General features: G+C 70.9%; 23 protein-coding genes. 11 read left to right on the top strand and 12 right to left on the bottom strand.

Features of this window, described 5'->3' with window-relative positions; all coding sequences use genetic code 11:
• Positions 1 to 123: 123 nt before the first annotated feature.
• Positions 124 to 1,083, bottom strand: coding sequence for an alpha/beta hydrolase family protein (locus KIK06_RS10780; protein WP_268643064.1), 960 nt, complete (start codon positions 1,081 to 1,083; stop codon positions 124 to 126).
• Between the two features lie 176 nt (positions 1,084 to 1,259).
• On the opposite strand from KIK06_RS10780, the gene KIK06_RS10775 reads away from it, so the two are divergent.
• Complete coding sequence (locus KIK06_RS10775) at positions 1,260 to 1,856, top strand: TetR/AcrR family transcriptional regulator (protein WP_268643063.1); 597 nt, start codon at positions 1,260 to 1,262, stop codon at positions 1,854 to 1,856.
• Positions 1,857 to 2,093: 237 nt separating this feature from the next.
• Here the strand turns inward: KIK06_RS10775 and KIK06_RS10770 are convergent, their stop codons facing one another.
• The 5 genes from KIK06_RS10770 to KIK06_RS10750 all read right to left on the bottom strand — a co-directional run bounded on the left by KIK06_RS10770 (position 2,094) and on the right by KIK06_RS10750 (position 5,797).
• Positions 2,094 to 2,774, bottom strand: a complete 681-nt coding sequence (locus tag KIK06_RS10770) for a GntR family transcriptional regulator (protein WP_017600966.1) — start codon at positions 2,772 to 2,774, stop codon at positions 2,094 to 2,096.
• Between the two features lie 263 nt (positions 2,775 to 3,037).
• Complete coding sequence (locus tag KIK06_RS10765; RefSeq protein ID WP_268643062.1) at positions 3,038 to 3,688, bottom strand: phosphoribosyltransferase; 651 nt, start codon at positions 3,686 to 3,688, stop codon at positions 3,038 to 3,040.
• Positions 3,689 to 3,704: 16 nt separating this feature from the next.
• Positions 3,705 to 4,499, bottom strand: a complete 795-nt coding sequence (locus KIK06_RS10760) for a sigma 54 modulation/S30EA ribosomal C-terminal domain-containing protein (RefSeq protein ID WP_268643061.1) — start codon at positions 4,497 to 4,499, stop codon at positions 3,705 to 3,707.
• Between the two features lie 275 nt (positions 4,500 to 4,774).
• On the bottom strand, positions 4,775 to 5,107 hold the full coding sequence (locus KIK06_RS10755; RefSeq protein ID WP_017600969.1) for an SCO4225 family membrane protein: 333 nt from the start codon (positions 5,105 to 5,107) through the stop codon (positions 4,775 to 4,777).
• A 132-nt stretch (positions 5,108 to 5,239) separates the two neighbouring features.
• Positions 5,240 to 5,797: a hypothetical protein gene (locus tag KIK06_RS10750; protein WP_268643060.1), complete on the bottom strand. Its 558-nt coding sequence runs from the start codon at positions 5,795 to 5,797 to the stop codon at positions 5,240 to 5,242.
• A gap of 132 nt (positions 5,798 to 5,929) precedes the next feature.
• Between KIK06_RS10750 and KIK06_RS10745 the strand changes: the two genes are divergently transcribed.
• Positions 5,930 to 6,475: a type 1 glutamine amidotransferase domain-containing protein gene (locus KIK06_RS10745; RefSeq protein ID WP_026128023.1), complete on the top strand. Its 546-nt coding sequence runs from the start codon at positions 5,930 to 5,932 to the stop codon at positions 6,473 to 6,475.
• A gap of 271 nt (positions 6,476 to 6,746) precedes the next feature.
• Positions 6,747 to 7,832 (top strand): IS110 family transposase, encoded by a 1,086-nt coding sequence (locus KIK06_RS10740; RefSeq protein WP_268641589.1) that lies wholly within the window; start codon positions 6,747 to 6,749, stop codon positions 7,830 to 7,832.
• Between the two features lie 464 nt (positions 7,833 to 8,296).
• On the opposite strand, the gene KIK06_RS10735 is transcribed toward KIK06_RS10740, so the two are convergent.
• The 3 genes from KIK06_RS10735 to KIK06_RS10725 all read right to left on the bottom strand — a co-directional run bounded on the left by KIK06_RS10735 (position 8,297) and on the right by KIK06_RS10725 (position 12,045).
• Positions 8,297 to 9,256 (bottom strand): IS481 family transposase, encoded by a 960-nt coding sequence (locus KIK06_RS10735; RefSeq protein WP_268643059.1) that lies wholly within the window; start codon positions 9,254 to 9,256, stop codon positions 8,297 to 8,299.
• A 216-nt stretch (positions 9,257 to 9,472) separates the two neighbouring features.
• A complete protein-coding gene (locus KIK06_RS10730; protein ID WP_268643058.1) occupies positions 9,473 to 11,332 on the bottom strand; it encodes a DNA/RNA non-specific endonuclease in 1,860 nt (619 codons plus the stop codon).
• A gap of 407 nt (positions 11,333 to 11,739) precedes the next feature.
• A complete protein-coding gene (locus KIK06_RS10725) occupies positions 11,740 to 12,045 on the bottom strand; it encodes a YrhK family protein (RefSeq protein ID WP_017600974.1) in 306 nt (101 codons plus the stop codon).
• A gap of 126 nt (positions 12,046 to 12,171) precedes the next feature.
• Between KIK06_RS10725 and KIK06_RS10720 the strand changes: the two genes are divergently transcribed.
• The 3 genes from KIK06_RS10720 (at position 12,172) to KIK06_RS10710 (ending at position 15,428) form a co-directional block, all read left to right on the top strand.
• Positions 12,172 to 12,468 carry a hypothetical protein gene (locus KIK06_RS10720; RefSeq protein ID WP_268643057.1) on the top strand — a complete coding sequence of 99 codons (297 nt, stop codon included), beginning with the start codon at positions 12,172 to 12,174 and terminating at the stop codon, positions 12,466 to 12,468.
• Between the two features lie 218 nt (positions 12,469 to 12,686).
• Positions 12,687 to 13,865 carry an anhydro-N-acetylmuramic acid kinase gene (locus KIK06_RS10715; protein WP_026128024.1) on the top strand — a complete coding sequence of 393 codons (1,179 nt, stop codon included), beginning with the start codon at positions 12,687 to 12,689 and terminating at the stop codon, positions 13,863 to 13,865.
• A gap of 30 nt (positions 13,866 to 13,895) precedes the next feature.
• On the top strand, positions 13,896 to 15,428 hold the full coding sequence (locus tag KIK06_RS10710; protein WP_268643056.1) for a sodium:solute symporter: 1,533 nt from the start codon (positions 13,896 to 13,898) through the stop codon (positions 15,426 to 15,428).
• A 149-nt stretch (positions 15,429 to 15,577) separates the two neighbouring features.
• On the opposite strand, the gene KIK06_RS10705 is transcribed toward KIK06_RS10710, so the two are convergent.
• The gene (locus KIK06_RS10705; RefSeq protein ID WP_268643055.1) at positions 15,578 to 16,225 is read right to left on the bottom strand and encodes an HNH endonuclease family protein; all 648 of its coding nucleotides are present in this window, start codon (positions 16,223 to 16,225) and stop codon (positions 15,578 to 15,580) included.
• 149 nt (positions 16,226 to 16,374) lie between these two features.
• Here KIK06_RS10705 and KIK06_RS10700 point away from each other — a divergent pair, with 149 nt between their 5' ends.
• From KIK06_RS10700 to KIK06_RS10685, 4 genes are all read left to right on the top strand, one after another.
• Entirely contained in the window at positions 16,375 to 17,085 is a 711-nt protein-coding gene (locus tag KIK06_RS10700) for a helix-turn-helix domain-containing protein (protein ID WP_017600979.1), read from the top strand.
• A gap of 61 nt (positions 17,086 to 17,146) precedes the next feature.
• Positions 17,147 to 18,409, top strand: a complete 1,263-nt coding sequence (locus tag KIK06_RS10695; protein ID WP_268643054.1) for an MFS transporter — start codon at positions 17,147 to 17,149, stop codon at positions 18,407 to 18,409.
• Between the two features lie 231 nt (positions 18,410 to 18,640).
• On the top strand, positions 18,641 to 20,119 hold the full coding sequence (locus KIK06_RS10690; protein WP_268643053.1) for a serine hydrolase domain-containing protein: 1,479 nt from the start codon (positions 18,641 to 18,643) through the stop codon (positions 20,117 to 20,119).
• A 173-nt stretch (positions 20,120 to 20,292) separates the two neighbouring features.
• Positions 20,293 to 21,687 carry an MBL fold metallo-hydrolase gene (locus tag KIK06_RS10685; RefSeq protein ID WP_268643052.1) on the top strand — a complete coding sequence of 465 codons (1,395 nt, stop codon included), beginning with the start codon at positions 20,293 to 20,295 and terminating at the stop codon, positions 21,685 to 21,687.
• A 154-nt stretch (positions 21,688 to 21,841) separates the two neighbouring features.
• Here KIK06_RS10685 and KIK06_RS10680 read toward each other — a convergent pair whose 3' ends face one another.
• A complete protein-coding gene (locus KIK06_RS10680; RefSeq protein WP_268643051.1) occupies positions 21,842 to 22,288 on the bottom strand; it encodes an HAD family hydrolase in 447 nt (148 codons plus the stop codon).
• A gap of 97 nt (positions 22,289 to 22,385) precedes the next feature.
• Between KIK06_RS10680 and KIK06_RS10675 the strand changes: the two genes are divergently transcribed.
• Positions 22,386 to 23,345 (top strand): IS481 family transposase, encoded by a 960-nt coding sequence (locus KIK06_RS10675; RefSeq protein WP_268643050.1) that lies wholly within the window; start codon positions 22,386 to 22,388, stop codon positions 23,343 to 23,345.
• Here the strand turns inward: KIK06_RS10675 and KIK06_RS10670 are convergent.
• Positions 23,320 to 23,559 carry a hypothetical protein gene (locus tag KIK06_RS10670; protein ID WP_268643049.1) on the bottom strand — a complete coding sequence of 80 codons (240 nt, stop codon included), beginning with the start codon at positions 23,557 to 23,559 and terminating at the stop codon, positions 23,320 to 23,322. The genes KIK06_RS10675 and KIK06_RS10670 overlap by 26 nt on opposite strands.
• Positions 23,560 to 23,822: the final 263 nt, after the last annotated feature.

The following is a 23,822-nucleotide window of genomic DNA, read 5'->3' as shown; positions in this document are numbered from 1 at the left end:
ATTCGGCTCATCCTGGCAACACACACCGTCCGCGAGGGGGCGATTCCGCTCCAGGGCACGTGCGCCGGTGGCCGATCGCCGTGTCCGGGCCCCACGCGTTCGGCGGCGCCCGGACACGGGGACCTACTTGGACTCGACTCGTCCGAGCGGGTGGGGGTCGGCGGTCAGCGCGTCGCACGCCTCCCGCCAGGCGGTGTCCCCGGGGCGGAGTTCGGAACGGAGGTAGGCCGAGGTGAGCCGTTGGACCGCGGCCACGCGCTCGGGGTTCTCGTCCGTGGTCTCGGCGACGTCGTATCCGGAGACCCCGCCGAGCCCGTGCTCGGCGTCGAACAGGGTGAGGAGGGACTTGGGGCCCGGCGCCAGGAAGTACGGGTCGGTGTGCCACTCCGGCCCCCGGACCGTCAGGTGGGCCGAGGCGTCCTTGTCACCGGCGACCACGAGCGCGGGTGCGGTCATCGTGGAGAAGTCCATGGTCAGGAGGAAGGAGTAGTTCTCGGCCACGAAACCGGTGACGGCGTCGCCGCCCCTGCCGGGCGCGGCGAGCAGCACACCCGCCCCGATCCGGGGGTCGGCCAGGTTCACCTCCGTTCCGTCGTCGGGGTCGGTGAGCCGCGCGCCCAGCAGCAGGCTCGCGGTGTGCCCGCCCATCGAGTGCCCGGCCACGGCGACCCTGTCATGGTTCAGGCGCCCGCGGAGCTGGGGGACGGCGGACTCGATCGCGTCGAGTCGGTCGAGGACGCGCGTCATGTCCTCGGCCCGCGATCGCCAGTACAGAGGCGCCTCGGGGTGGTCGGGATCCAGGTCCAGGCTCCGCGAGCTCAGATGCGTGGGCTGGATGACGACGAACCCGTGCGCCGCCCAGTGGTGGGCGAGCGGTGCGTAGCCGTTCAGCGAGGAGAGGTGGTTCGAGGATCCCTGGCCGTGGGAGAGGAGGACGATCGGTAGGTCGCTCCCCGTCACGGGTGCCGACACCCGCACCTCCAGGTCGACGGCTCGCCCGGGGGTCGGTAGCACCACCGGGCTGATCGAGAGGACGGCGGCGGGCGAGCTCGGGGCGTCGGCTGTGTGCGTCGGTTCACGCATGGGGCGTTGTTCCCTTCGGTGGCCTCCGCCGCCGGTCGCGGGGCGTGCGGAGGGTGGGGGCGAGGAGCGTCCATCGGCCGCAAAAGCGGAGCGATGTTCCGCTTAATATACGGAACAACGCTCCGTTTTGTAAACGGAGTAGTGTTCCGCTGTGTCGGCGGTGGGAGGAGAACGTGGTGTCCGGTCCGAACCAGTCCGGGGAGGCGTCCGCCCGGGGGAAGCGAGCCGACGCGCGGCGCAACCAGCAGAAACTGCTCGCCGCCGCCGCGGCGGTCTTCGTTTCCTCCGGCGTCGACGCGCCGATCCGTGAGATCGCGGCCAGGGCGGGCGTCGGGATGGGGACGATCTACCGCCACTTTCCGACGCGGGCGGATCTGGTCGTCGCCGTCTACCGCCACCAGGTCGAGGAGTGCGCTGAGGCGGGACCGCGGCTGCTGGCCGGCGCCGACTCCCCGTTCGTGGCGCTCCGTCAGTGGGTCGACCTGTTCATCGACTTCCTGGTCACCAAGCACGGGCTCGCCAACGCACTGGGATCGGACGGCGGCGGCTTCGACGCGCTGCACGCCTACTTCCTTGACCGCCTGGTGCCCGTCTGCGCGGGGTTGCTCGACGCCGCGGTCGATGCCGGGGAGATCAGGCCCGGTACGCAGGCCTACGAGCTGATGCGCGGCATCGGCAACCTCTGCATCGGGCACGACAGCGACGCCCGTTACGACCCTCGCCGGTTGGTTGACCTGCTGCTCCGGGGGCTGCGGCGACCGGAGTCATCCTGACCTGACCGCGGCTCGCACCGGACCGAGCCCCTGCCTGAGGGGGAAGCACATAAGATATCCACTATGCGCCTGCGGTTCGCGCGTCGGAAACGAGGCCGCTCCCGGGCAGCCCGTCCCGCCGGCTGAGACGGCGGCCGCGTGAGGTGCGGCTGCCGCGCCGCACGCGCTTCTCCCAAGAGACGGCGCGGTGCTCGACCACATCTCGTCGCAGGCGCTCGGACTGCCGTAGCCGACCGGTCAGGCGGACTCCCGGCCGTCCCAGAGGCCGCGCTGCCGCAGGAGCTCGACCAGGTGCTTGGTGCTCTCCTGGAGGTGGCCCTCGGTCAGCTTGCGCGCCTCCCGGGTATCGCCCGAGCGCAGGGCCTCGATGATCTTGCGGTGGTCCTGGCGCGTGGCCTCGACATGGCCTTCGATCGCCGCATAGAAGCGATTGGGCAGGTGCTGCACGATCGAACCCAGGATCAGTGCCAGGCGGTGGGAGTGCGCGGCCAGGTTGACCTGGCGGTGGAACGCGTGGCCCAGGGCGCCGATCCGCTCCTCGTCACCGGACTCGACGGCCTTCTCGTAGTCGTCGAGGATCTCCTCCAGCCGCGCGATCTCCTCGGGGGTGATCCGCTTCGCGGCGCGGGCCGCGAGCTCACCGGCCAGCTTGCCCTGGGCCCAGAAGATGTCGTGGACGTCCTCGGCGGTGAAGGTCTCCACCATGAAGCCGCGCCGGGGGACCAGCTTGACGAAGCCCTCACTGCGCAGCGCGAGGAGCCCTTCGCGAACCGGCGTGTTGCTGACGCCCACGGCCTCGGCGATCGGTTCGAGTCGTAGAAACTCCCCGGGGCGAACCTTGCCTGAGAGGATGAGCTCCCGAACATAGGCGGCGACCTCCTCGGGGAGGCCTCGCGCCCTGCTGCCCACGGTCGTCATGCCACCTCACCGATTCTTGTTTTCATATGAAGTTCTCCATATGATATCGCGGCTGTCGCGTGTCCCCGATGGGGTCCCGTGGGAGACCTGTTCACTCAGGCGCTGCGCTGTTCACCTGTCTCGACCATGCGGTCAGCGCCCTCGATGATGTGCTCCTCCACGAGTGTGCGCGGTCCATACACCGCTCCACTTTCGCCCCTCGAATGCGCCCCTCAAAGGTGTGTGCGCCTCATCGCCCGCCACATCTTCCGCGCGCGGGGAGTTCAACCGAGGTCGGTTCGGGCGGCGCGCTCCAGAAGCTCGACCACCTCCTCGTCCGGCGTCTGGGAGAACTCCTGGTACCACTCACCGACGGCGTGGAAGAACTCGGGTTCATGGACGCACACCACCTCGTCGGCGACCCGGCGCAGGTCCGCGATCGAGTCGGGGGACCCGACGGGCACCGCGACCACCACCCGGTCGGCGCCCCGGGCGCGAGCCACCTGGCACGCGGCCCGCGCGGTCGCTCCGGTGGCCACGCCGTCGTCGACGAGGACGACCGTCCGGCCGGTCAGCGGAACACCGGACCGGCCGCGGCGGAACCGTTCCACCCGCGCGTCCAGTTCCGCCCGCTCACGTCGCTGCACCCCGTCCAGTTCCGCCTCGCTGACGTTCGCCATGCGGATGATCTGGTCGTTGACGACCCGCACGCCGCCCTCGCCGATCGCGCCCATGGCCAGCTCGGGCTGGTAGGGAACGCCCAGTTTGCGGATCACGATCACGTCCAGCGGCACGCGCAACCGCCGGGCGACCTCGAAGGCGACGGGCACGCCGCCGCGTGGCAGCCCCAGCACGACGACGTCCTCCTCGCCCAGGTCACCCAGCCGCTCGGCCAGGCGCAGCCCGGCGTCGGCGCGGTCGCGAAACTCCGTCATCGTGTCCTCCCCGGGGCTATGCGGGGGTGATCAGGCCGTAGTGGCCGTCGTAGCGGTGATAGAGCACGTTGCCCCGTCCGGTCCGTGCGTCGAGGAAGAAGACGAACGGCAGTCCGGTGGTCTCCAACCGGTCGATCGCCTCCCGAACGCCCATCCGCGGCGGCGGATGCGGGCTGACCGTCAAGGGGACGGCGCTCGTGCCCTCGCGGCGGGGACGCGGGGCCACCTGGGCCAGCCGGTACCCCTCGCCTGAATGGTAGATGACGCTGTCCTGCCCGGTCTCGGCGTCGGTGAACAGCAGGAAGCCGTAGTCCAGCGTCTCCATGTCGAATGCGGCCTCGTCGGGACTCTCCGCGGCCAGCGTGAACGACTTGTGCCGGATCACCTCCCGTTCCTCCACCGGGCGCGGATAGTGGTCCGGGCGGTGCGTGGGCTCGGCGCCGTGCCGCCACTCGTGCGGTCCCGCCGTCGGCCGACCACCGCGGCGGGCCTCCCAGTGCCGACCGACCCGGTCGAGCCGGACCAGCAATCGGTCGTGGAGCAGGTCGATGGCCTCACGCATGGTCGCACCCGCCACCTGCGCTCTCACCAGGCGGCCGTTGACGTCCAGGTTGGCCTGCGCGACCGCCGGGCGCGCCATCGCCGGGCCGGCGGCCATGGTCAGTCTCACGCGGGCGAAGAGCACCGGTTCGGGCGCGTGCCCGAACACCGCGGCGATCGTCGAGCGGGCGTGGTCGGCGGAGTCCCGCGACACCGCTCCCCGGTGTTCCACGGCCACCTCGGGGGCGGCCCATGTCGTCGACCGGTTCATGACACCCTCGCTTTCGCGGATCGGCGTCCGGCGGAGCCGAGGAGGTCGGGACCAGCGGTTCCCACGGTCGCGTCGACACCCCTGGACGGACTTCGCGACGTCCTCGACACGGATGTCCACGGTCCACGGCTCGGACCACGCGGACCGCGCCTCCTCACCCCGCCCTCTCCTCCCAGCTTGAAGGACGCGGGCCCTCCTGACCAGGGCTCGGTGTCCCGGTCGGCCACCTTGGACGGTCGGCGCCGCCGTCCGCGGGGCGCACGTGTCCTGGAGCCTCAGCTCCGGTTCGGACGGGTGAGCCGCCGGTGGAGACCGCGCAGGGCCTCCAGGAGTACCCCGAGGAGGAAGGACTGCACCAGGGCGCAGACGGCGATCCCGCCGAGGAAGAACCAGGTGGGTGCGTCCCATCCCCAGACCGCGTCCTCGATGACCGGCACGACCATGAAGGCGGGGAAGGTGAACAGGGCGGGCCACACCCAGATGAATCCGGGATCCTCGCTGAACACCGTGACGGCCGTGGCGACCGCGGCGGAGACGCCGACGAGCCCGAGGTAGATCATCGAGACGGGGTTGGTGAAGGTCAGGCGGATGAGGAATCGGGCTCTCACGGGTGCTCCTGTGTAGAGGCGGTGGGTCCCATGCTCCCGGGCGGCCTCGCCCGTGTCGTGAGTACTCGTGCTCAGCCGGAGGGGTCACCACCCACCACGGATCACCGGCCGGTTCCGGGCGCCCGGTCGGGGTCAGTCAGCGGGCGTGACCGGTGTGACCTCCTGCAACAGGCCCCAGGTGAAGTCGGCGAGGTGACGGCCGCCGCCGGAGTCGGTGAGCAGCAGTCGCCAACGCGAGGGGGCGGTGCCCTCCAACGGTGTCGAGGGGAGCGCGCGGGCGACGTCGTCGATGACGAACGACCAGGGCCGGAGGTCGTCGACACCGCGCAGCGGGGGCACCGGTACTCGAGGGGCCCGCACGAGCCACTCCTGGACCAGGGCGCCGCCGGGGGCGGTGACCACCTCGAAGCGCAGGTCCGGCCAGAGTGGCACCGGCCACTGGCGGGCCTCGCACGACATGCCTCCCACGGTGATGTCGCGCCGTGACGGGGCGGGACCGAGAACCGTGGTGAACCGGCGGACCGGGCCACCGGAACCGCGTCCGCCCCGTGCCATGGCCTGCCAACGACGGTTGGCCTCGCGCATCGCGGTCGTGGTGGCGCCGAGCTTGCGCACCGCCTCCTCGACCAGTTCCGGCTGGAAGTCGGCCATCCTGCGCAGCAGGACCAGTTGGAATTCGAGCGCGCCCATGCGACGACACTAGCGCCCGTCCCGTCCCCCGTCCGGTCGGCGTGGGCGTTGAGGAGGTCGCCGGAGGGTAGGGCCGCAGGTGTGGCGCCGAGTACGGTCGTGGCGCCCGTGGGTCGAGCCGAGGGGGAGAGCATGACTGGCACGCTCACCGGCCGCCGGGTCGCGATACTGGCGGCGGACGGAGTGGAACAGGTCGAACTCGTCGAGCCGAGGAGGGCGTTGGAGGAGAAGGGCGCCCAGACGGAGCTGGTCTCGCTGCACCCGGGGGCCATCCAGGCGATGAACGGCGACATCGAGCCCGCCGACCGCTTCACCGTGGACCGGCGGGTATCGGAGGCCGTGGTCGACGACTACGACGCCTTGGTCGTGCCGGGCGGTACCGTCAACCCCGACCACCTGCGAAGGGATCGCGACGCGATGCGCTTCGTGCGCGGCTTCGTGGACAGGGGCAAACCGGTCGCCGCGATCTGCCACGGGCCATGGGTCCTGGTGGAGGCCGACGTGGCCCGGGGCCGGACCCTGACCTCGTATCCGAGCCTGCGCACCGACCTGCGCAACGCCGGTGCCGTGGTCGTGGACGAGGAGGTGGTCACGGACCAGGGCGTGACCACGAGCCGCAACCCCGGGGACCTGCCCGCCTTCTGTGACCGTGTGGTGAGGGAAGTCGAGCACGCCTAGGCGCGGGGCCGCGGTGCCGGGGGAACACATGAACACGCCTGCCACCATCGGTGTCCTCGTCCTGGGCAACCTTGGTCGGGCAGTCCCCGAACGCCTCCTCGAGGCGGGGCACGACGTCACCGTGGAGGAGTGACCGTGGAGGAGTGTTCGTCGCCCTAGACGGTATGTAGTGAGGGTTCGCGAAAAGGGCCGGGACCCCGCTCACACGTTGCCGTGGGTTGCCGACCAGGCAGAACCTGGACGGTAGTGCCTACATGTGTGGGAGGTCCCGGTGTCTTTCGAGCCTACGACCGTCGGCCTGGACGTGCACGCCCGCACCACCACCGCGTGCGCGATCTGCGGCCCCACCGGCGAAATCATCACCACCCGCCTGACCAGCGACCACACCCAGATCCTCGGCTGGATCACCGGCCTCACGACCCCGGTCCGTGTCACCTATGAGGCCGGCCCCACCGGCTTCGCCCTGGCCCGTACCCTGACCGGGGCCGGAATCGACTGCGTGGTGGCCGCCCCGTCCAAACTCCAACGACCCAGCGGCGACCGGATCAAGACCGACGCCCGCGACGCACTGCACCTGGCCCGCCTGCTCCGCCTCGGCGAGATCACCCCGGTCCGGGTGCCCACCCCAACCCGTGAAGCGGCCCGGGACCTGTCCCGGGCCCGCGAGGACGCCCGCGCCGACCTGATGCGCGCCCGCCACCGCCTGTCCAAGCTCCTGCTGCGCCAGGGCCTGCTCTGGGAAGGCAAGAACACCTGGACCTGGGCCCACCACGACTGGATCAGCCGCCAGCGCTTCACCGAACCGGCCCTGCAGGCGGCCTTCGAAGCCGCCCACGAGCAGGTCCTGCTCACCCAGGCCCGCCGTGACCGGCTGGACACGGCCATCATCACCGCGGCCACCGAACCGGAGTGGGCGGCGATGGTGGCCCGGCTGCGCTGCCTGCGCGGAATCTCGACACTGACCGCGTTCGGCCTCGCGGTGGAGATCGGCGACTGGGAACGCTTCACCGGGGCCACCATCGCCTCCTACGTGGGTCTGGTCCCCAGCGAGCACTCCTCGGGCTCCTCCCGCAGGCTGGGGCCCATCACCAAGACCGGCAACACCCACGTGCGCCGGTTGCTGGTCGAGGCCGCCTGGCACCACCGCCGCCCCTACCGCCGACCCACCCGGGACATGCGCGCCCGCTGGGAGCAGGCACCCGTGCAGGTGCGCGCACGCGCCCACGCGGGCAACCACCGCCTGCACCAGCGCTGGCGGCGTTTGGACGAGCGCGGTAAGAAACCCGTGGTCGCGGCGGTCGCGATCGCCCGGGAGCTGGCCGGGTGGTGCTGGAGCCTGGCCACGGCACGAGAGTGAGCCCCGCCCAAGCCGGTCGGTGGGAGCGCTCAGCCGGGGACACCGCGTGAGGAACAATCCACGAAACACCTATGAGCAGCCGGTTCGGTTCCGGCCACGCTCGTCTACTAGACCGTGGTTTCGTTCCCGCCGAACAGTCCGTCCTGCGGTATCCAACCCGCGCATATCAGTCTGACCACGCGTCGTGCATGACACGCGAACCGGGTTGCGCTCTCCCGCCGACCCCCATACCGGGCCCGCGGGGCCTTCTCGCTACGCCCAGGGTCGTCACGCCCCCCGCTGGTAGTCAAGGTCGTTCGTCCCTCGCTGAAGCTCGGGGCGCTCCACCTTGACTTCCAGCTCAGCGTGACGGGATGGCGGCTATCGAACAAGGCCGGGAAGCGCCACGGCGGGTATCAGCGGTGACAGATCACCACCTATCGCCGCTGGTCAGCGCTGTGCTCTTGACAAACAACCTCTACATATCAGGTGTACTGACCTGAGAGGTTAGGAACACGGGAGGCGGGAGGGCCGCCGAGTGCGGTGTGGAACCGGTGGTGATTGTAGTGATGCAACCACTGCCCGAACGCCTCCCGCCGCTCGGCCTCGCTGGTGTAGGGGCGGGCGTAGGCCCACTCCTCGACCAGGATGCGGTTGAACCGCTCGACCTTGCCGTTGGTCTGGGGCCGGTAGGGGCGGGTGCGCTTGTGCTTGATCTTCTGGTCGGCGAGCACATCGCGCCAGGCGTGGGACTTGTAGCAGGCCCCGTTGTCGGTCAGCACCCGCTCCACCGTGATGCCGACCGACGCGAAGTAGGCATGCGCGCGTTCCCAGAAGCTGGTCGCGGTCTCCTTCCTCTCGTCGGCCAGGATCTCGCTGTAGGCCAACCTGGTGTGGTCGTCCACGGCGTTGTGGATGTAGGCGTACCCGACCTTGGAGCGGTGTTTGCGGCCCTGAGCGCGCCCCAGGGTCTTGTGGCCGCCGCCGGTGGGGATGTTGCCGAGTTTCTTGATGTCCACGTGCACCAGCTCGCCGGGCCGGGCCCGTTCGTAGCGGCGCACCGCCCGTCCGGTGGCTCGGTCGGTGTGGGCCAGACGGGCACAGTGGTAGCGGGTCAGGATCCGGTGCACGGTCGAGGCGTGCATGCGAAGGTGTCCGCCGATGCGGGCGGGTCCCCATCGGCGGGTGAGGCGGAGTTTGATGACGCGGCGTTCGCGGCGGGTGGGGGTGCGTCGGGGCGAGTGGTGGGGGCGGCTGGAGGCGTCGTGCATGCCCGCCTGGCCCAGCATCCGGTAGCGGGTGGCCCACCGCCTGGCGGTGGTGGTGCTGACCTGGAAGCGTTCGGCGGCCCGTCGCAGGGGCCAGCCGTCCTCGACGACACAGCGGGCCAGGGCCAGGCGTCCGGTGGGTGTGAGTTTGGCGTTGGTGTGGGTAGCGTGGGGCATCGAGGGCCTTCTGGTGCTTGGTGTAGACGTCGCAATCCACACCGTTACCGAAGGCCCTCTTGTCGTGTGTCAGCCGGGGTGGGTGTTACCAACCTCCGTGGTCAATACACCTAGGCCGGGAACGGGTCGACGGCGCGGGTGAGCGATCACGGCAGGCCCGGGAACGGGAGGCGGGGCCCCGGCGCGGTGGGCCGGGGCCCGGACACGGCGGGTCCGTCAGCTCCACCGGATCTCGGACAGGCTCTCCAGGGGAGCCCGCTGCGCCAGCGCCTCGGGTACGGCCAGCGTCTCCGCCTCGTGCAAGGGATCCGGGAACCGGAGGCGGCATCGCTCCTCCACCTCGCTCAGGGTCACCTGGAACACGCGGAACTCGTCCAGTTCCAGGGCCTCGAGCTGGTCGAGGTTCTGCGTCAGCAGGAACGCCGTGGTCCTGAGCTCGCCCTGGTCGGAGAAGACCAGCACCTTCCAGTACTCGCGCGGCAACCGGACTCCGCGGTACAGCCGGTCGTCGCTCTGGAAGACCGGCCCCGCGAACACGCTCACCCTCAGGTCGTCGACCTTGACGCCCTCGAATACGGCGTCCTCCAGCCGTCCCCACAGCCCGCCTCGGCTGCTCTGGTTGAAGTCGTCCATCTGCGGAGCGATGTTGGTGAAGAAGAACGAGTCCGTGTTGGCCTTCCTCGCCTCGGCCAGGCTCCCCCACAGCAGGTCGGCCCGGCGCGCCAGGTGTCCTCGATCGACCCGGTTGGCCCTGTACAGCTCGTCGCCGACCTGCGCCTCATCCGGAATCCTCGGGTCCCTGGAGAACGGGATCCCCCTGCGGTCGAGCCTCTTGAGCGCACCGCCGTCGATGTTCCAGGCCACCCAGAGGGCGAAGCGGCGCGACTTGCTCAGCGCCAGGGAGAAGTGCGTGTAGGGGATGTCGTCGGCGTCCCCGAGCCGGAACAGGTCGTGCTCGATCCTGGGGTCGAGCCGCGGAGCCGGCACACGTGCCCTCAGGAAGTTGGGGTTGTACCCCTCCAGCACCTCCACCGCTTCGGGAACGGGCGGCCGCAGCGTGATCCCCAGCTCCTCGAAGACCAGCTGGGGGAGGCAGGCGAGCGCGTGCTCGTCCGGATCCGCCCGGCTCTCACCCGCGAAGTGGAGGCCCGCCAGCACCTTGCCGGGTCGGCCGCCGGGGTCCTTGAACATCCACACCGAGCCCGAGTCGCCGGGCAGACTGATCTCACCGTTCTCGGGTGGGATGTTCGGATCGACACCGATCTCGAAGCAGAGAACGTTCCGGGGACCCACACCGCGGTAGTCGATCTGGACGAGTTTGAAGGGGCTGCGGACCACGCCGTGCGTCACCCCGGTCGTCCGGCCGCTCTTGACGACCGTGTCACCGATCTCCGGCTCGCCCAGCTCCTCCGGTGCGACACCGAGGTCGAGGATGTCCGCGTCGAAACGGCGGTCCTCGACCGTGGCGACCGCGCAGTCCCCCGAGAACCCCAGGTGGGAGCGCTCCAGTCTGCCGAGGCGGTTGCGGTCGATGTGCGGGTCGTCGGCCTGGCCCGGTTGCACGACGTCCTCGCCCGGTTCGCCGGACGCCCCGTGCAGTACGTGCCAGTTGCTCAGGACGTAAGGAGTGCCGTCGTGCCTGTCGAAGACGACGCAGCCGATGGTGCCCGCCGAGACGTTGACGTGTCCGACGCTCACACCGGGCAGTGCCGGGTCGAGACGCTTGTGGCGGGTCGGGCTCTCAGCCTCGGCCACGACCCGGAACTGCGGTTCGTAGCTGCGTTGGAGCACCTCCGTGGGCACCTCGACGCCGTCCACGGTGATCGACTCAGGGAGCTTCTTCGTGCCCAGCGCCTCCAGCTGCTCCGGCTGGGCCTTCTTGTCGACCGTGAACTGGAGCGCGATCTCCCCCTCCGGCCGACTGTCCGTCGTCTTGCGGGCGATGCCGATGGAGGAGACGTTCGGATCCCTCAGGTAGCCCTCTCCCTGGGTCCGAATGAACTTCTTGAGGGCGGCGATGAGTTCGCTCTGGTCAGGGGCGCCCTCAGATGACGTGTACTCGTTCTCGGTAGCCATGGGAGGATCTCCTCAGCGAATCCGACACAGGATTCGGCGGGAACTTCTGCTCGCCTCCACCAGGCTAACTCCGACAAAAGCCGACACTCTACATAAATAGAACATAAGTGATTCAGTGTCTCACAAGGGTACGCGTGGTAGTGGGGGGATGGCCCTGCGGTGGTGTCCCGTGCCCCGACGGAGCACGTCCTGGCGTTGGAGAGCGTCCCCGTCACCGCCAGCTCCCACGGCCTTGGCACACATGACCGGCTCGGCTGGGAGGGTGGGCCGCACGCCTCCTGGCCGAGCCCCTGGGATGGATTCGCCGGAGAGGCCTGGAGGTGACCTCCCGGGTCCGTTTTCCGGAACGGTCACCTTTCAGGGAGTGCCGTTCGGGTGCCCGAACACGGGCCGAAGCGAAACGGGGCCTAGAAGTCCATCGAGGCCTCGTGGGAAGCCGGCCCCACTCCGGAGCGGGAGCGGATGCGTCGGACGTGGACCAGTCGGGACAGCCGGATGACCGGACGGATGAGCATCTGAACGCTGCCGATGAGGAAGAGCCACGTTCCCGTGGTCGCCCAGGCCGGTGAGAGGAACATGATGCTGCCCACGACGAACCACAGGCCGATGAGGATGTCGTTGGAGATGCTCGCCGCCTCGTAGCGCTGCCGGATGACCAGTTCGTGCCGGCCGATCCTTACGTCGAACGTCTTCTTCGTGTGGGGGCCGGACATGACGCCTCCCGAGGCGGTGTTCGTCTTCCCGCGTACAGATGACGGACCTACCCGGGTGCGCACCCGAATTACCCGGAGGACGTCGTCGTTTCGCCGCTCCCTCCTCGCGGGCGGGGCCGGTAAGGAGTGCTTTGGGCGCTGATCTGTCTGGTCCTGTCCTTGGTGCTCATGACCCTCGGGATCCTGCTGATCCTGAACGGTCGGGGCGCCTACGAGAACTGGGACCAGATCCAGAGGTCGTCCCTGTCCCTCGTGCCGTTCCTGTTGGACCAATGGGAGGCATCCCGCGGGGGGCCGTTCGACTCCGCTGACGGGCTGATGACCGCCCTGTTCTGGGGAGGGCTGGGGGTCGCCCTGCTCTGGGCTGGAGCATCGCTCCTCGTGGGGTTGATCGTACGGTTCCTCACGCTCATACGGTGGTAGGTCCGGTGCCCCGGGGCGATGCGGTGACCCGGCTCGCGCCCGCCGTGTCGGCGTCTTCGGACGGGGCGGGGGATTGACGCGGCGCCGACACGAGGTATACCGCTGATAGGCGGTGTGCGGCCGGAGGTGTGGATGGGCGTCGGGCGGGTTCGCGGGTTCGCATGGTCCAGTGGTCCGGGGCGGGTGGCCCGGCCACGCCCGTATCGGCCCTTCGCCTCATGATCGTCGTCGGGCTGTCCTCGGGAACCTCGGCCGACGGCATCGACGTCGCCGCCGCGCGCCTGCGGCTGCACGGCCCGCTCGTGCGCCTGACCCCGCTGGGCCACCGCACCCTTGCCTACTCGGCGGACCTGCGCCGCGCCATCCGCGACGCCCTGCCCCCGGCAGCGACCACCCTGGAGGCCGTCTGCCGGCTCGACACCCGTATCGGTCAGGAGTTCGCGGAGGCGGCCCGGCGCGGGGTCGACGAACTCGCCGGAGGCCGGGCCGACCTGATCGCCTCCCACGGCCAGACCCTGTTCCACTGGGTGGAGGACACCGCGGCGCGCGGGACCCTGCAACTCGGCCAGCCCGCGTGGATCGCCGAGGCCACCGGCCTTCCGGTCGTGTCCGACCTCCGGGCGGCCGACGTGGCCGCGGGCGGACAGGGCGCGCCCCTGGCCGGTCTGCTGGACGTCCTGCTGCTGGGCGGACGCGCGCAACCGGTCGCCGCCCTGAACCTCGGCGGCATCGCCAACGCCACGGTCGTCCGGCCTGGAGCCCCTCCGGTGGCGTTCGACACCGGTCCGGCCAACGCCCTGATCGACGCCGCCGTGCGACGGATCACCGGTGGACGCGCCGACCTCGACACCGACGGCGCGCTCGCCCGGTCCGGTCGCCCGAACCCCGCCCTGCTGGAGCACCTGCTCACCGAGCCGTACTACCGCCTCACGCCCCCGAAGACCACCGGCGTCGAGCTGTTCGGCCCCGCCCATCTCGACGCGGCGCTGCGGCGGGTCGCCGTGCCCGAGGCCGGCGACCTGCTGGCCACCCTGGTGGAGCTCACCGCCGTCACCGTCGCCGACGCCCTGCGCCCCCACGGGGTGACCGAGGTGTTCGCCTCCGGCGGCGGTGTGCGCAACCCGGTCCTCATGGAGCGGATCGCCGCCCGGATCGCCCCGGCGCGGCTCGGCGCCTCCGACGACCTCGGTCTGGACGGCGACGCCAAGGAGGCCTACCTCTTCGCCCTGATCGGCTTCCTCACCTGGCATGGGCTGCCCGGTTCCGTGCCCGCTTGCACCGGCGCCCGACGGGCACCGGTGGCCGGCCGCCTCACTCCGGGGCACGCGCCGCTCGGCCTGCCCGAACCCGCGACGACCCTCCCCCAACGCCTACACGTCGACCCGTCGGACGCGTGACCCGTCCGCCCCCACCTCCGGAGGCCCGCAGTGCAACCCGTCGACCTCGCGGTCATCGCCGTGTACCTGCTGTGCTCGGCGTGGCTCGGGCTGAAGCTGTCGGGCCGGCAGCGCGACGTGAAGGACTACTTCGTCGGCAGTGGACGGCTGCCCTGGTGGGCGGTGTGCCTGTCGGTGGTGGCCACCGAGACCAGCGCCCTGACCGTGATCAGCGTCCCCGGCGTGGCCTACCTGGGCGACGTCACGTTCCTCCAGGTGGCGGTCGGCTACCTGGTCGGTCGTGTGGTCGTCGCCTTCGTGCTCCTGCCCCGTTACCACCGGGGCGAGATGACGACGGCCTACACCTACCTGGGCCGACGCTTCGGGCGCGGCATGCAGGGCACGGCCGCCGTCACGTTCCTGTTCACCCGTCTGCTCGCCGACGGGGTGCGCCTGTTCGCGGCGGCCATTCCGATGAGGATCGTCCTGGCCCACTACGGGGTGGACCTGTCCTACTTCGCCATCATCGGCCTGCTCGCGGCGGTCACGGTCCTGTACACCCTCATCGGCGGCATCAGGGCCGTGGTCTGGGTGGACGTGGCGCAGATGGGGTTGTACGCGGTCGGCGGCGTCATCGCACTGGCCGTCATCGTCACGAGCCTGGACGTGAACTTCCTCGCCGTCGCGGCCGACGCGGGCAAGACCCGGTTCCTCGATTTCACGTCGAACCCGGTCTCCGCGCCGTACGCGACGGTCACCGCGGTGCTGGGCGGCGCGCTGCTGTCCACCGCCTCACACGGCGCCGACCAGATCATCGTGCAGCGGCTGCTGGGGTGCCGTACCCTGCGCGACGCCCAAAAGGCGGTGATCGGCAGCGGCGTCGTGGTGTTCTTCCAGTTCGCGCTGTTCCTCACCGTGGGCCTGGCGCTGTTCTCCCACTTCGACGGCGCCTCGGTCGACCGGCTCGGGCTCACCGGCCCCGACGAGGTGTTCCCGGCGTTCATCGTCGAGGGGATGCCCGCCGGGCTGTCGGGTCTGCTGCTCGCCGGGATCATGGCGAGCGCGATGAGCACCCTGTCCTCGTCGCTGTCCGCCCTGTCCTCCTCGACCATGGCCGACCTGTACGCGCGGTTCACCCGTCGGCCGCTCACCGACGTCCAGGGCCTGCGGCTCGGAAGGCTGTTCACCCTCGGTTGGGGACTGGTGTTCGTCGGGGCCGCCGCGATGTTCACCGGTACCGACAACCCGGTCGTCGAGCTGGGTCTGTCCGTGGCCAGCCTGACCTACGGCGGTCTGCTCGGCTCGTTCTTCCTGGGCCTGTGGGTGCGCAGGGCGCGCCAGACCGACGCCCTGGTCGCCTTCTGCGCCGCCGTGGCGACCATGGCCTGGCTGTTCCTGTTCGAGCGCGAGCTGGTCGGGTTCACCTGGTACACGGCCATCGGCGTGTCCATCGTGCTCGGACTGGGATCCCTGCTCTCCCTGCGGCACCGCGACGCGGCGGCGGAGACCGGGACGGACGGGGACGGAACCGGTGGCGCACGCCCGCCGGAGGGCGCGTTGGAGGGCGGGGAGGAGCGGGCCTGACGGTGTCGACGCCCGGGCAGCGCGGCGACCCGGTCGACCTCCGTGCCGGGGGTGGGCCTGTGACGACCGGGCACCTTCGCGCCGCGCGGCGGTAGGGGCGTTTCGGCCGTGGTCCGCGTGCTCCGGCCGGCTTCGTGGTGGCCGGTGGGTCAGGGTGCCGGGCGGGTGTGTACGAGGGCGTCGGGGCAGGTCGCGGCGACCTCGGTGAGCGTGTCGCGCTCACGCTCGTCCACCGACAGTCCCCAGCGGGTCTTGACGGTGACCCATTCGGTGACGTAGCGGCAGTGCGCCTCGGCCAGGGGCGGCAGCCAGGTGGAGGGGTCCTGGTCGGCCTTGCTGCGGTTGGAGCGGGCGCTGACCGCGACCAGGGCCACCTTCTCGTCCAGGTCGTTGGCGTAGTCGCGGCGGCGGGCGGTGGTCCAGTCCGAGGCTCCGCTGTCCCAGGCTTCGGCGAGGGGGACCATGTGGTCGACGTCCAGCGCCCGGGAGGCGTCGATGGTCTGGCCGTCGTAGTAGGACTCCCACTCCCCGCCGGTGACACGGCATCGGGGTCCGACCTCGGGGAAGGTGGTGGCCTCGTCGATGAGGACCTCCTTGCGGGTGTGGCAGCCGTCCCGGTCGCCGTCCACCCAGTGGGGGAACAGCGATCGGTCGTAGCCGTCGCGGGACTCGGTCGCCACGGTCAGGGCGGCGATCGCGTCGGTGAGCGGCACCTCCTGGGCGGCGTGGGCGGTGGCGGGTGTCAGGACGGTGGTCAGCAGTACGGCGGCGCTGGTGACCGCGAGTGCGAGTCGCATGGAATCCCCTCAGTTGATTACCCTCGGTTATTTTCATCTGTACTTCGAGTGACCGCCGGGGGTGACACGCGACCTTCTCGCCCCTGATTTTGATAGTCCACTCTCAAAAACTGATAAGGTAAGCCTCACCTATATGAGGAGTGGGTGGTATGGGGCGTGGGCGCACACGGGGACCGGGTCGGCCGTCCTCACTCGATGAGGAGGCGATCGCCGAGGCCGTCCTCGACGTCGGATTCCCCGATCTGACCTTCGCGGCGGTCGCCCGTCGCCTCGGCGTCGGGCAGGCGACGCTGTACCGGCACGCGGCCAACCGGGACGAACTCGTACGGCTCGGCCTGGATCTGGCGATCCGCCGTTGCGAGTGGCCGGGCCTGGACGGGCCGTGGCGCCCGATGCTGGAACGGTGGGCGGTCGCGTCGTGGCGCGCCTGGGAGCGGTATCCGGGCGCGGTCGTCGAGGTGACGCGCGGGGTGGTCCCACCCTCGATCGTCCTCCTCGCCGACCGTGTGGGCGCGGCGCTCATGAGCCACGGCTTCACGGCCCGCGACGCGGTCCTCGCGGTGGACCTGGTCTTCGACCTGGCGGCGGACAACCGGCGCGGCGTCGAGGCCCTCGACGCGTCCGTCCGGGGCGCGCCGGCCACGCGGCGGCGACTGGAGACCGACTGGCTGCGCACCCCGGAGCCGGAGCGGACCGACACCGACGACGCCCGACGCGCGTTGCGCGAGGAGATGGTCCGCGCGATCCGGGCGGAGCCCATCGAGTGGTTCCGAGGCAAACTGCGCGTCGTCCTCAGCGGCATCGAGAGCGAACTGGCCCCCACGTCCGAGGACGCGCCGCGCAGGGACGACGCGTCGTGACCGCCACCCCCGTCCCCCCGTCGAGTGGGCCTTTGCGCCCCCGGAAGCGAAGAAGGACACCATGACCGCGAACCGACCATCCCCCGCCCCGGACCAGGACGAACACGCGCCGCGACCGCAGATCCCCCTCCTCCTGGGCGCGGTGTTCCTCGCCTTCGTCGGGCAGATGACGCTGAACCCGATCATCGCCCCGCTCTCGCGCGAGGTCGGGCTCCAGGAGTGGCAGATCGGGGTGACGATCAGCGCCGCGGCGGCCATGCTCGTGGCCACCAGCCAGTTCTGGGGGCGCCGCTCCCAGTCCTGGGGCCGCAAACCCGTGCTCGTCGCCGCGTTCGCGCTCGCGGCGGTCACGATGGCGCTGTTCGCCCTGACCGCGGTGCTCGGCATGGCCGGGGCCGTCACCGGCGGTGCGCTCTTCGCGCTGTTCGTCCTCTTGCGCGGTGTCGGGTTCGGCACGGCGATCTCGGCCGTCGTCCCGACCGCCCAGGCCTATGTCGCCGATGTCACGACCGACGAGGCGCTTCGGGTGAGAGGCATGGCGGGGATCGGCGCCGCCCAGGGCATCGCCATGGTCGCGGGGTCCGCCCTCGGAGGAGCGCTGTCGGTCCTCGGACTGACCACCCCGCTCGTCGCCGTACCGGCCCTACTGGTTCTGGGGCTCGCGCTGATCGCCTTCCGGCTGCGCCGGGAACCGCGCACGGAGCTGGTCGAGCGGCCGGCCCGCGTCCGGCCCACCGACGCCCGTGTCTGGCCGTTCCTGCTGGCGGGGTTCGGTATGTTCACCTCCCTGGGGTTCATCCAGGTGATCACCGGATTCCTCGTCCAGGACCGGCTCGGCCTCGACGCGGAGACCACCGGCGCGGTCACCGGCGGCGCGCTCCTCGCCGCGGGGGTGGGCATGATCGTCGCGCAGGGAGTCATCGTGCCGCGCAGCGGCTGGAGCCCGCCGACGCTGCTGCGGGTCGGCTGCGGTATCGCGCTGGTCGGCTTCGCGCTGCTCATCCCCGACGCGGGGGCGGTCGCGCTCTTCGCGGCGATCCTGCTCATCGGGCTCGGCCTCGGTATCGCGATGCCGGGGTTCACCGCCGGTCCCACCCTGCTCGTCCGGCGCGAGGAGCAGGGCGGACTCGCCGGTCTCACGGGGGCCACGACGGGGCTCACCTTCGTCATCGCCCCGACCGCCGGTACGGCCCTCTACGGTGTGTGGGGGCCGCTGCCGGTCATCGTCGGAACCGTGGTCATGGCCCTCGTCGCCGTCTTCGTGACGGCGCACCCCAGGTTCCGGCGGTTCGCGGCCGCCACGGTCGGGAGCGCCGAGGGGTGACCGTCGTGGCGAAGTCCTCCCGTCCCGTGCCGACCTCCTCCGGCGGGCTGACCGGCTGTTCCGGGATGGTGACACGGTGAGCGTCGACGACGTTGGACGCCCGTGCGCGACGCGCGGCGGCGCTCTCCCACGGCCTGAGGCCGGCCACACCCCCGACCGGGGGTCCCCACCACCGGGACCGGGCGGTCGTCCCCATCGTCGCGGCCACCGCGCGCGACTAGCGTGCCACGGGTGTTCGTACTCCGATCGTTCCCCGCCTTCGCGCACGGCGTCGCCGCCTTGGCCCTCGCCCTCCTGACCACCGCGGCGGACGTGCCCGGCGCGTCCGCCGACACCGCGTCCGCCGACACCCCGGCGGTGATCGACACCGTCATCCGGGAGCACATGCGCTCCAGGGGAGTCCCGGGCCTCGCGGTGGCCGTCACCCACGGCACGCAGACCGTGCACGCCGCGGGCTACGGCACCACTCCCTCGGGCCGACCCGTCACCGCCCACACGCCGATGGCCGTGGCCTCGGTGAGCAAATCCTTCACCGCGGCGGCCGTGTTGCGGTTGGTCGAGGCGGGCGAGGTGGGCCTCGACGAGCCCGTGGCCACCTACCTGCCCGAATTCGGGATGGCCGACCCGCGCGCCTCGCGGATCACCGTGCGCCAGCTCCTCGACCAGACCTCCGGAATGTCCGACACCACGTTCCGCGCCTTCACCCGCGACCAACCCGACACCCTGCGCGAGGCGGTCGCCAGCATGCGCACCGGACGGCTGGCCGCCGACCCGGGGGAGCGGCACGAGTACCACAACCCCAACTTCCAGGTCGCCGCGCGGCTCGTCGAGGTCGTCTCCGGGCGGCCCTTCGCCGAAGAGCTCCGGACTCTCGTCTTCGACCCGCTCGACATGGCGGACAGCTCCACGATCGACACCGAACGCGACCTGCCGCCCAGCGCGCACGGACACCTCAGGATCCTCGGACGGCCGGTGGCGGTGCCCGAACCGCCCGCCTTCGGCAACGGCTCCGGCGGTGTGATCAGCTCCGCCGCGGACATGTCCGCCTGGCTGATCGCGCAGAACAACGGCGGAGTGGGGCCCAACGGAGGTCGGATCGGTACGCCCGAGAGCGTCACGTCGGCGCACACACCGTCACCGAACTCCGGCTCCTACGCACTCGGCTGGTCCGTCGGGGAGACCGCGTCGGGCTCGACGGTCGTCGCGCACGGCGGCGACCTGTTCACCTCAACCGCGTACCAGGCCCTGCTACCCGAGTCCGGGCACGGCCTCGCGGTCATGGCCAACACCGGCATGGCCCACGGGGACGCCCAGGCGATCGCCGGGGCACTCATCGCCGTACTGGAGGGGGAGGAGGCGCCGGCGCCGGGCGCGGACACCGCGTCGCCGTGGCTCGACGCCGCGCTCCTCGCGCTGGCCGCGGGTGTCGTCGCGCTGGCCTGGCGCGGTGCGCGGCGTTCGGGTCGTTGGGCGCGGCGCTGGTCGGACAGGCCGCTCCGGGCGGTGGTGCGGCTGTCGCCGTTCGCCCTGCCACCGTTGCTCCTGGCGGAGGTCCACCGCGTGGTCGGGTTCCTGTACCGGGGACGCGACGTGGCCTGGATCCAGGTGCCCTACCTGTACCCGGCCTTCGTCGTCCTGCTCGCCGCGGCCGCCCTGGGATGCGCCGTGGTCGTCACGGCGCGCGTCGTGGGTTTGACGCGGCAGCGCTGAGCGGGGACTCGAAGAAGGCGGGCGACCAGCGCACCCAGAACCGTTCGGGGCGCGCGGTGACGGGGCACGAATCCAGGACGCACTTCTGCTCACCGAAGAGGGACGGTAGAACGGAAGGTGTCGGACCGCCACGACGCGCGGGCCCGCGTCGCGGGCCAAGGGGGGTGACCACGATGACGTCCGGAATCGACGTCGAGGTGATCGAGACGTCCTCACTGGGGGACCGCAGCTACCTGGCCACCGATGGCGAGGTCGCGCTGGTGGTCGACCCCCAACGCGACGTCGACCGCGTCATCGCCCTGGCCGGACGCCTCGGAGTGCGTATCACCCACGTGCTGGAGACCCACGTCCACAACGACTACGTCTCCGGAGGGCTGGAGTTGTCCAGGCTGACCGGCGCGACCTACGCGATGGCGGCCGCCGACGAGGTGCCCTTCCAGCGAATGCCGGTGGCCGACGGTGACCTGGTGGAGGTCTCGCCGCGCATGCGGGTGCGTGTCATCGCCACCCCCGGGCACACCTTCCACCACCTCTCCTACGCGTTGGAGGGACCCCAGGGGGCGGAAGGCGTGTTCACCGGCGGTTCGCTGCTGTTCGGCACCACGGGGCGCACCGACCTGCTGGGCCACGAGCACGCCGAGACCCTGGCCCGGCACCAGCACGCTTCCGCGCGCAAGCTCGCCGACCTGCTGCCCGAAGGGGCGCAGGTGTGGCCCACCCACGGCTTCGGCAGCTTCTGCTCGGCCGCCCAGGCCGAGGGGGACGCCTCCACCGTGGGACGCGAGAGGAAGATCAACCCGGCGCTGCGCCTGGCCGCCGAGGAGTTCGTCACCCAGACCCTGTCGGGACTGGACGCCTACCCCGCCTACTACGCCCACATGGGGGTGACCAACCTCGCGGGTCCCGAACCGGTGGACCTGCGCCCACCCGCCACCGCGGACCCGATGCAGCTGCGGCGGCGCCTGGAGGCGGGCGAGTGGGTCGTGGACCTGCGCAACCGCAAGGCCTACGTCCAGGCGTACCTGGCCGGTACCGTCAGCCTGGCCCTGGACGGCCCGATGGCCACCTGGCTGGGCTGGCTGATCGACTGGGGAGCGCCGCTCACCCTCCTCGGCGAGACCACCGGACAGGTCGCCCAAGCCCAGCGTGAACTGGTACGCATCGGCATCGACCGCGTCGCCGCCGCGGCCGCCGGTACCCCCGAGCGGCTGGCCGCGGAACCCGGCCAGATCCGCACCATGGACACCGCCGACTTCGCCGCCCTGGCCTCGGCCTTGGAGGGCGAGGTCCCCGACGGACTGCCCGCCCCCGTGACGGTGCTGGACGTGAGGCTGCGCAACGAGTGGGACGGCTCCCACGTCATCGGTGCCGTGCACATCCCGTTGCCCGAGTTGCCCCGGCGCCTCGGCGAGCTCGCGGAGGGGGTGGTGTGGGTCCACTGCGGCAGCGGCTACCGCGCGACCGCCGCGGCCTCGCTGCTGGCCCGCGCCGGCCGCCGTGTGGTGGTCGTGGACGACGACTTCGCCACCGCGGCCGACAAGGGCGTCCCCGTGAGCGGCCCCGGGTAGCCTCCCGACCTGTTCGTCCGGGCCCCGGTGCGGCTGCCCGTCGGGGACCGCTTCGCCCTGTGGCGCCCGGTGTCCGTCGCGGGATGCGGCCGGGCGGAGGCGCTGACGGGCTCCGCGCGGGACGCCTTCGGCCGTGTCCCGCTGTCGCGCCGGTTCAGGGGCACGTGGGCGTGAGGATTCCCCGAGCCGTGGAATAGGCGTCCCACAGGCTCGTACCCGTGTACCGGGCGCTCGCCAGATCGGCGATGTGACCGTCTCCGTTCACGGCGACGGTGTTCGTCAGGTGCCTGAACAGCGGAGCGTCGGACATCGAGTCCCCGTAGGCCACGCAGCGCTCCAGGTCCACGCCCCTGCGGCGGCGCGCCTCCTCGACGATCCCCACCTTGTCGTGCGGGGTGAGGATGTCCTCCGCGACGACGGGGGAGGCGAAGGGAGGTTCGGGGAAGCGTGAGGCGACCACCTCGTCGAAACCGAACCGGAGCAGCAGCCGCGCGTAGAAGTCGGGGGACATGCTCACCACCATCGAGTGGTGGCCGCGGGCGCGGATGTCGGCGCACACCTGTGGGATGTCCGTGAGGAAGGGGCTAGTTGTATTGACCACGGAGGTTGGTAACACCCACCCCGGCTGACACACGACAAGAGGGCCTTCGGTAACGGTGTGGATTGCGACGTCTACACCAAGCACCAGAAGGCCCTCGATGCCCCACGCTACCCACACCAACGCCAAACTCACACCCACCGGACGCCTGGCCCTGGCCCGCTGTGTCGTCGAGGACGGCTGGCCCCTGCGACGGGCCGCCGAACGCTTCCAGGTCAGCACCACCACCGCCAGGCGGTGGGCCACCCGCTACCGGATGCTGGGCCAGGCGGGCATGCACGACGCCTCCAGCCGCCCCCACCACTCGCCCCGACGCACCCCCACCCGCCGCGAACGCCGCGTCATCAAACTCCGCCTCACCCGCCGATGGGGACCCGCCCGCATCGGCGGACACCTTCGCATGCACGCCTCGACCGTGCACCGGATCCTGACCCGCTACCACTGTGCCCGTCTGGCCCACACCGACCGAGCCACCGGACGGGCGGTGCGCCGCTACGAACGGGCCCGGCCCGGCGAGCTGGTGCACGTGGACATCAAGAAACTCGGCAACATCCCCACCGGCGGCGGCCACAAGACCCTGGGGCGCGCTCAGGGCCGCAAACACCGCTCCAAGGTCGGGTACGCCTACATCCACAACGCCGTGGACGACCACACCAGGTTGGCCTACAGCGAGATCCTGGCCGACGAGAGGAAGGAGACCGCGACCAGCTTCTGGGAACGCGCGCATGCCTACTTCGCGTCGGTCGGCATCACGGTGGAGCGGGTGCTGACCGACAACGGGGCCTGCTACAAGTCCCACGCCTGGCGCGATGTGCTCGCCGACCAGAAGATCAAGCACAAGCGCACCCGCCCCTACCGGCCCCAGACCAACGGCAAGGTCGAGCGGTTCAACCGCATCCTGGTCGAGGAGTGGGCCTACGCCCGCCCCTACACCAGCGAGGCCGAGCGGCGGGAGGCGTTCGGGCAGTGGTTGCATCACTACAATCACCACCGGTTCCACACCGCACTCGGCGGCCCTCCCGCCTCCCGTGTTCCTAACCTCTCAGGTCAGTACAGCTAGTGACGAACGCGGACATCACGTCGCTCTCGGTGAGTCCGTTCCAGAGGCGGTGGATGCTCCGGGCGAACCCGCGGGTGTCGATCTCCTGGCGTCGGAAGCGCCGCTCCAGGTCCGTGAGTTGTGGCTCGCACCGGAGGATCCGTGCGATCTCCAGGCTGGCCGTCGTTCCCCTCAGCAGGGTGCCGTCCATGTCGAAGACGTGCAGGTACGTCATGGGTTTCCGTCCATGGCGATCGGGGTGTTCGGTACGGGTCCGGCCGACCGCGTTGAGAGGGTCGTCGTCCCGGTGGCCTTCTCCTGATTCCGGGACGAGGCGTTCACCGCGGCGGGCATGCTTCGGGAACGGTACCCGGAAGGGGCGGCGTCGATCATTGATGGTGTCCCGTTCTGGGAGACGGCCGACGGTTCCGAGCGGGTGGACGGTCCAATGAAGGTCACCCTCCGCACCCGCTGTTATGTTGTCGACCGCGAATCCGA

The organism is Nocardiopsis sp. EMB25 (assembly GCF_026797795.1).
GTDB lineage: Bacteria > Actinomycetota > Actinomycetes > Streptosporangiales > Streptosporangiaceae > Nocardiopsis > Nocardiopsis lucentensis.
Note: the sequence above shows the minus strand (reverse complement) of the source record. Positions and strands in the feature narration are given on the sequence as shown.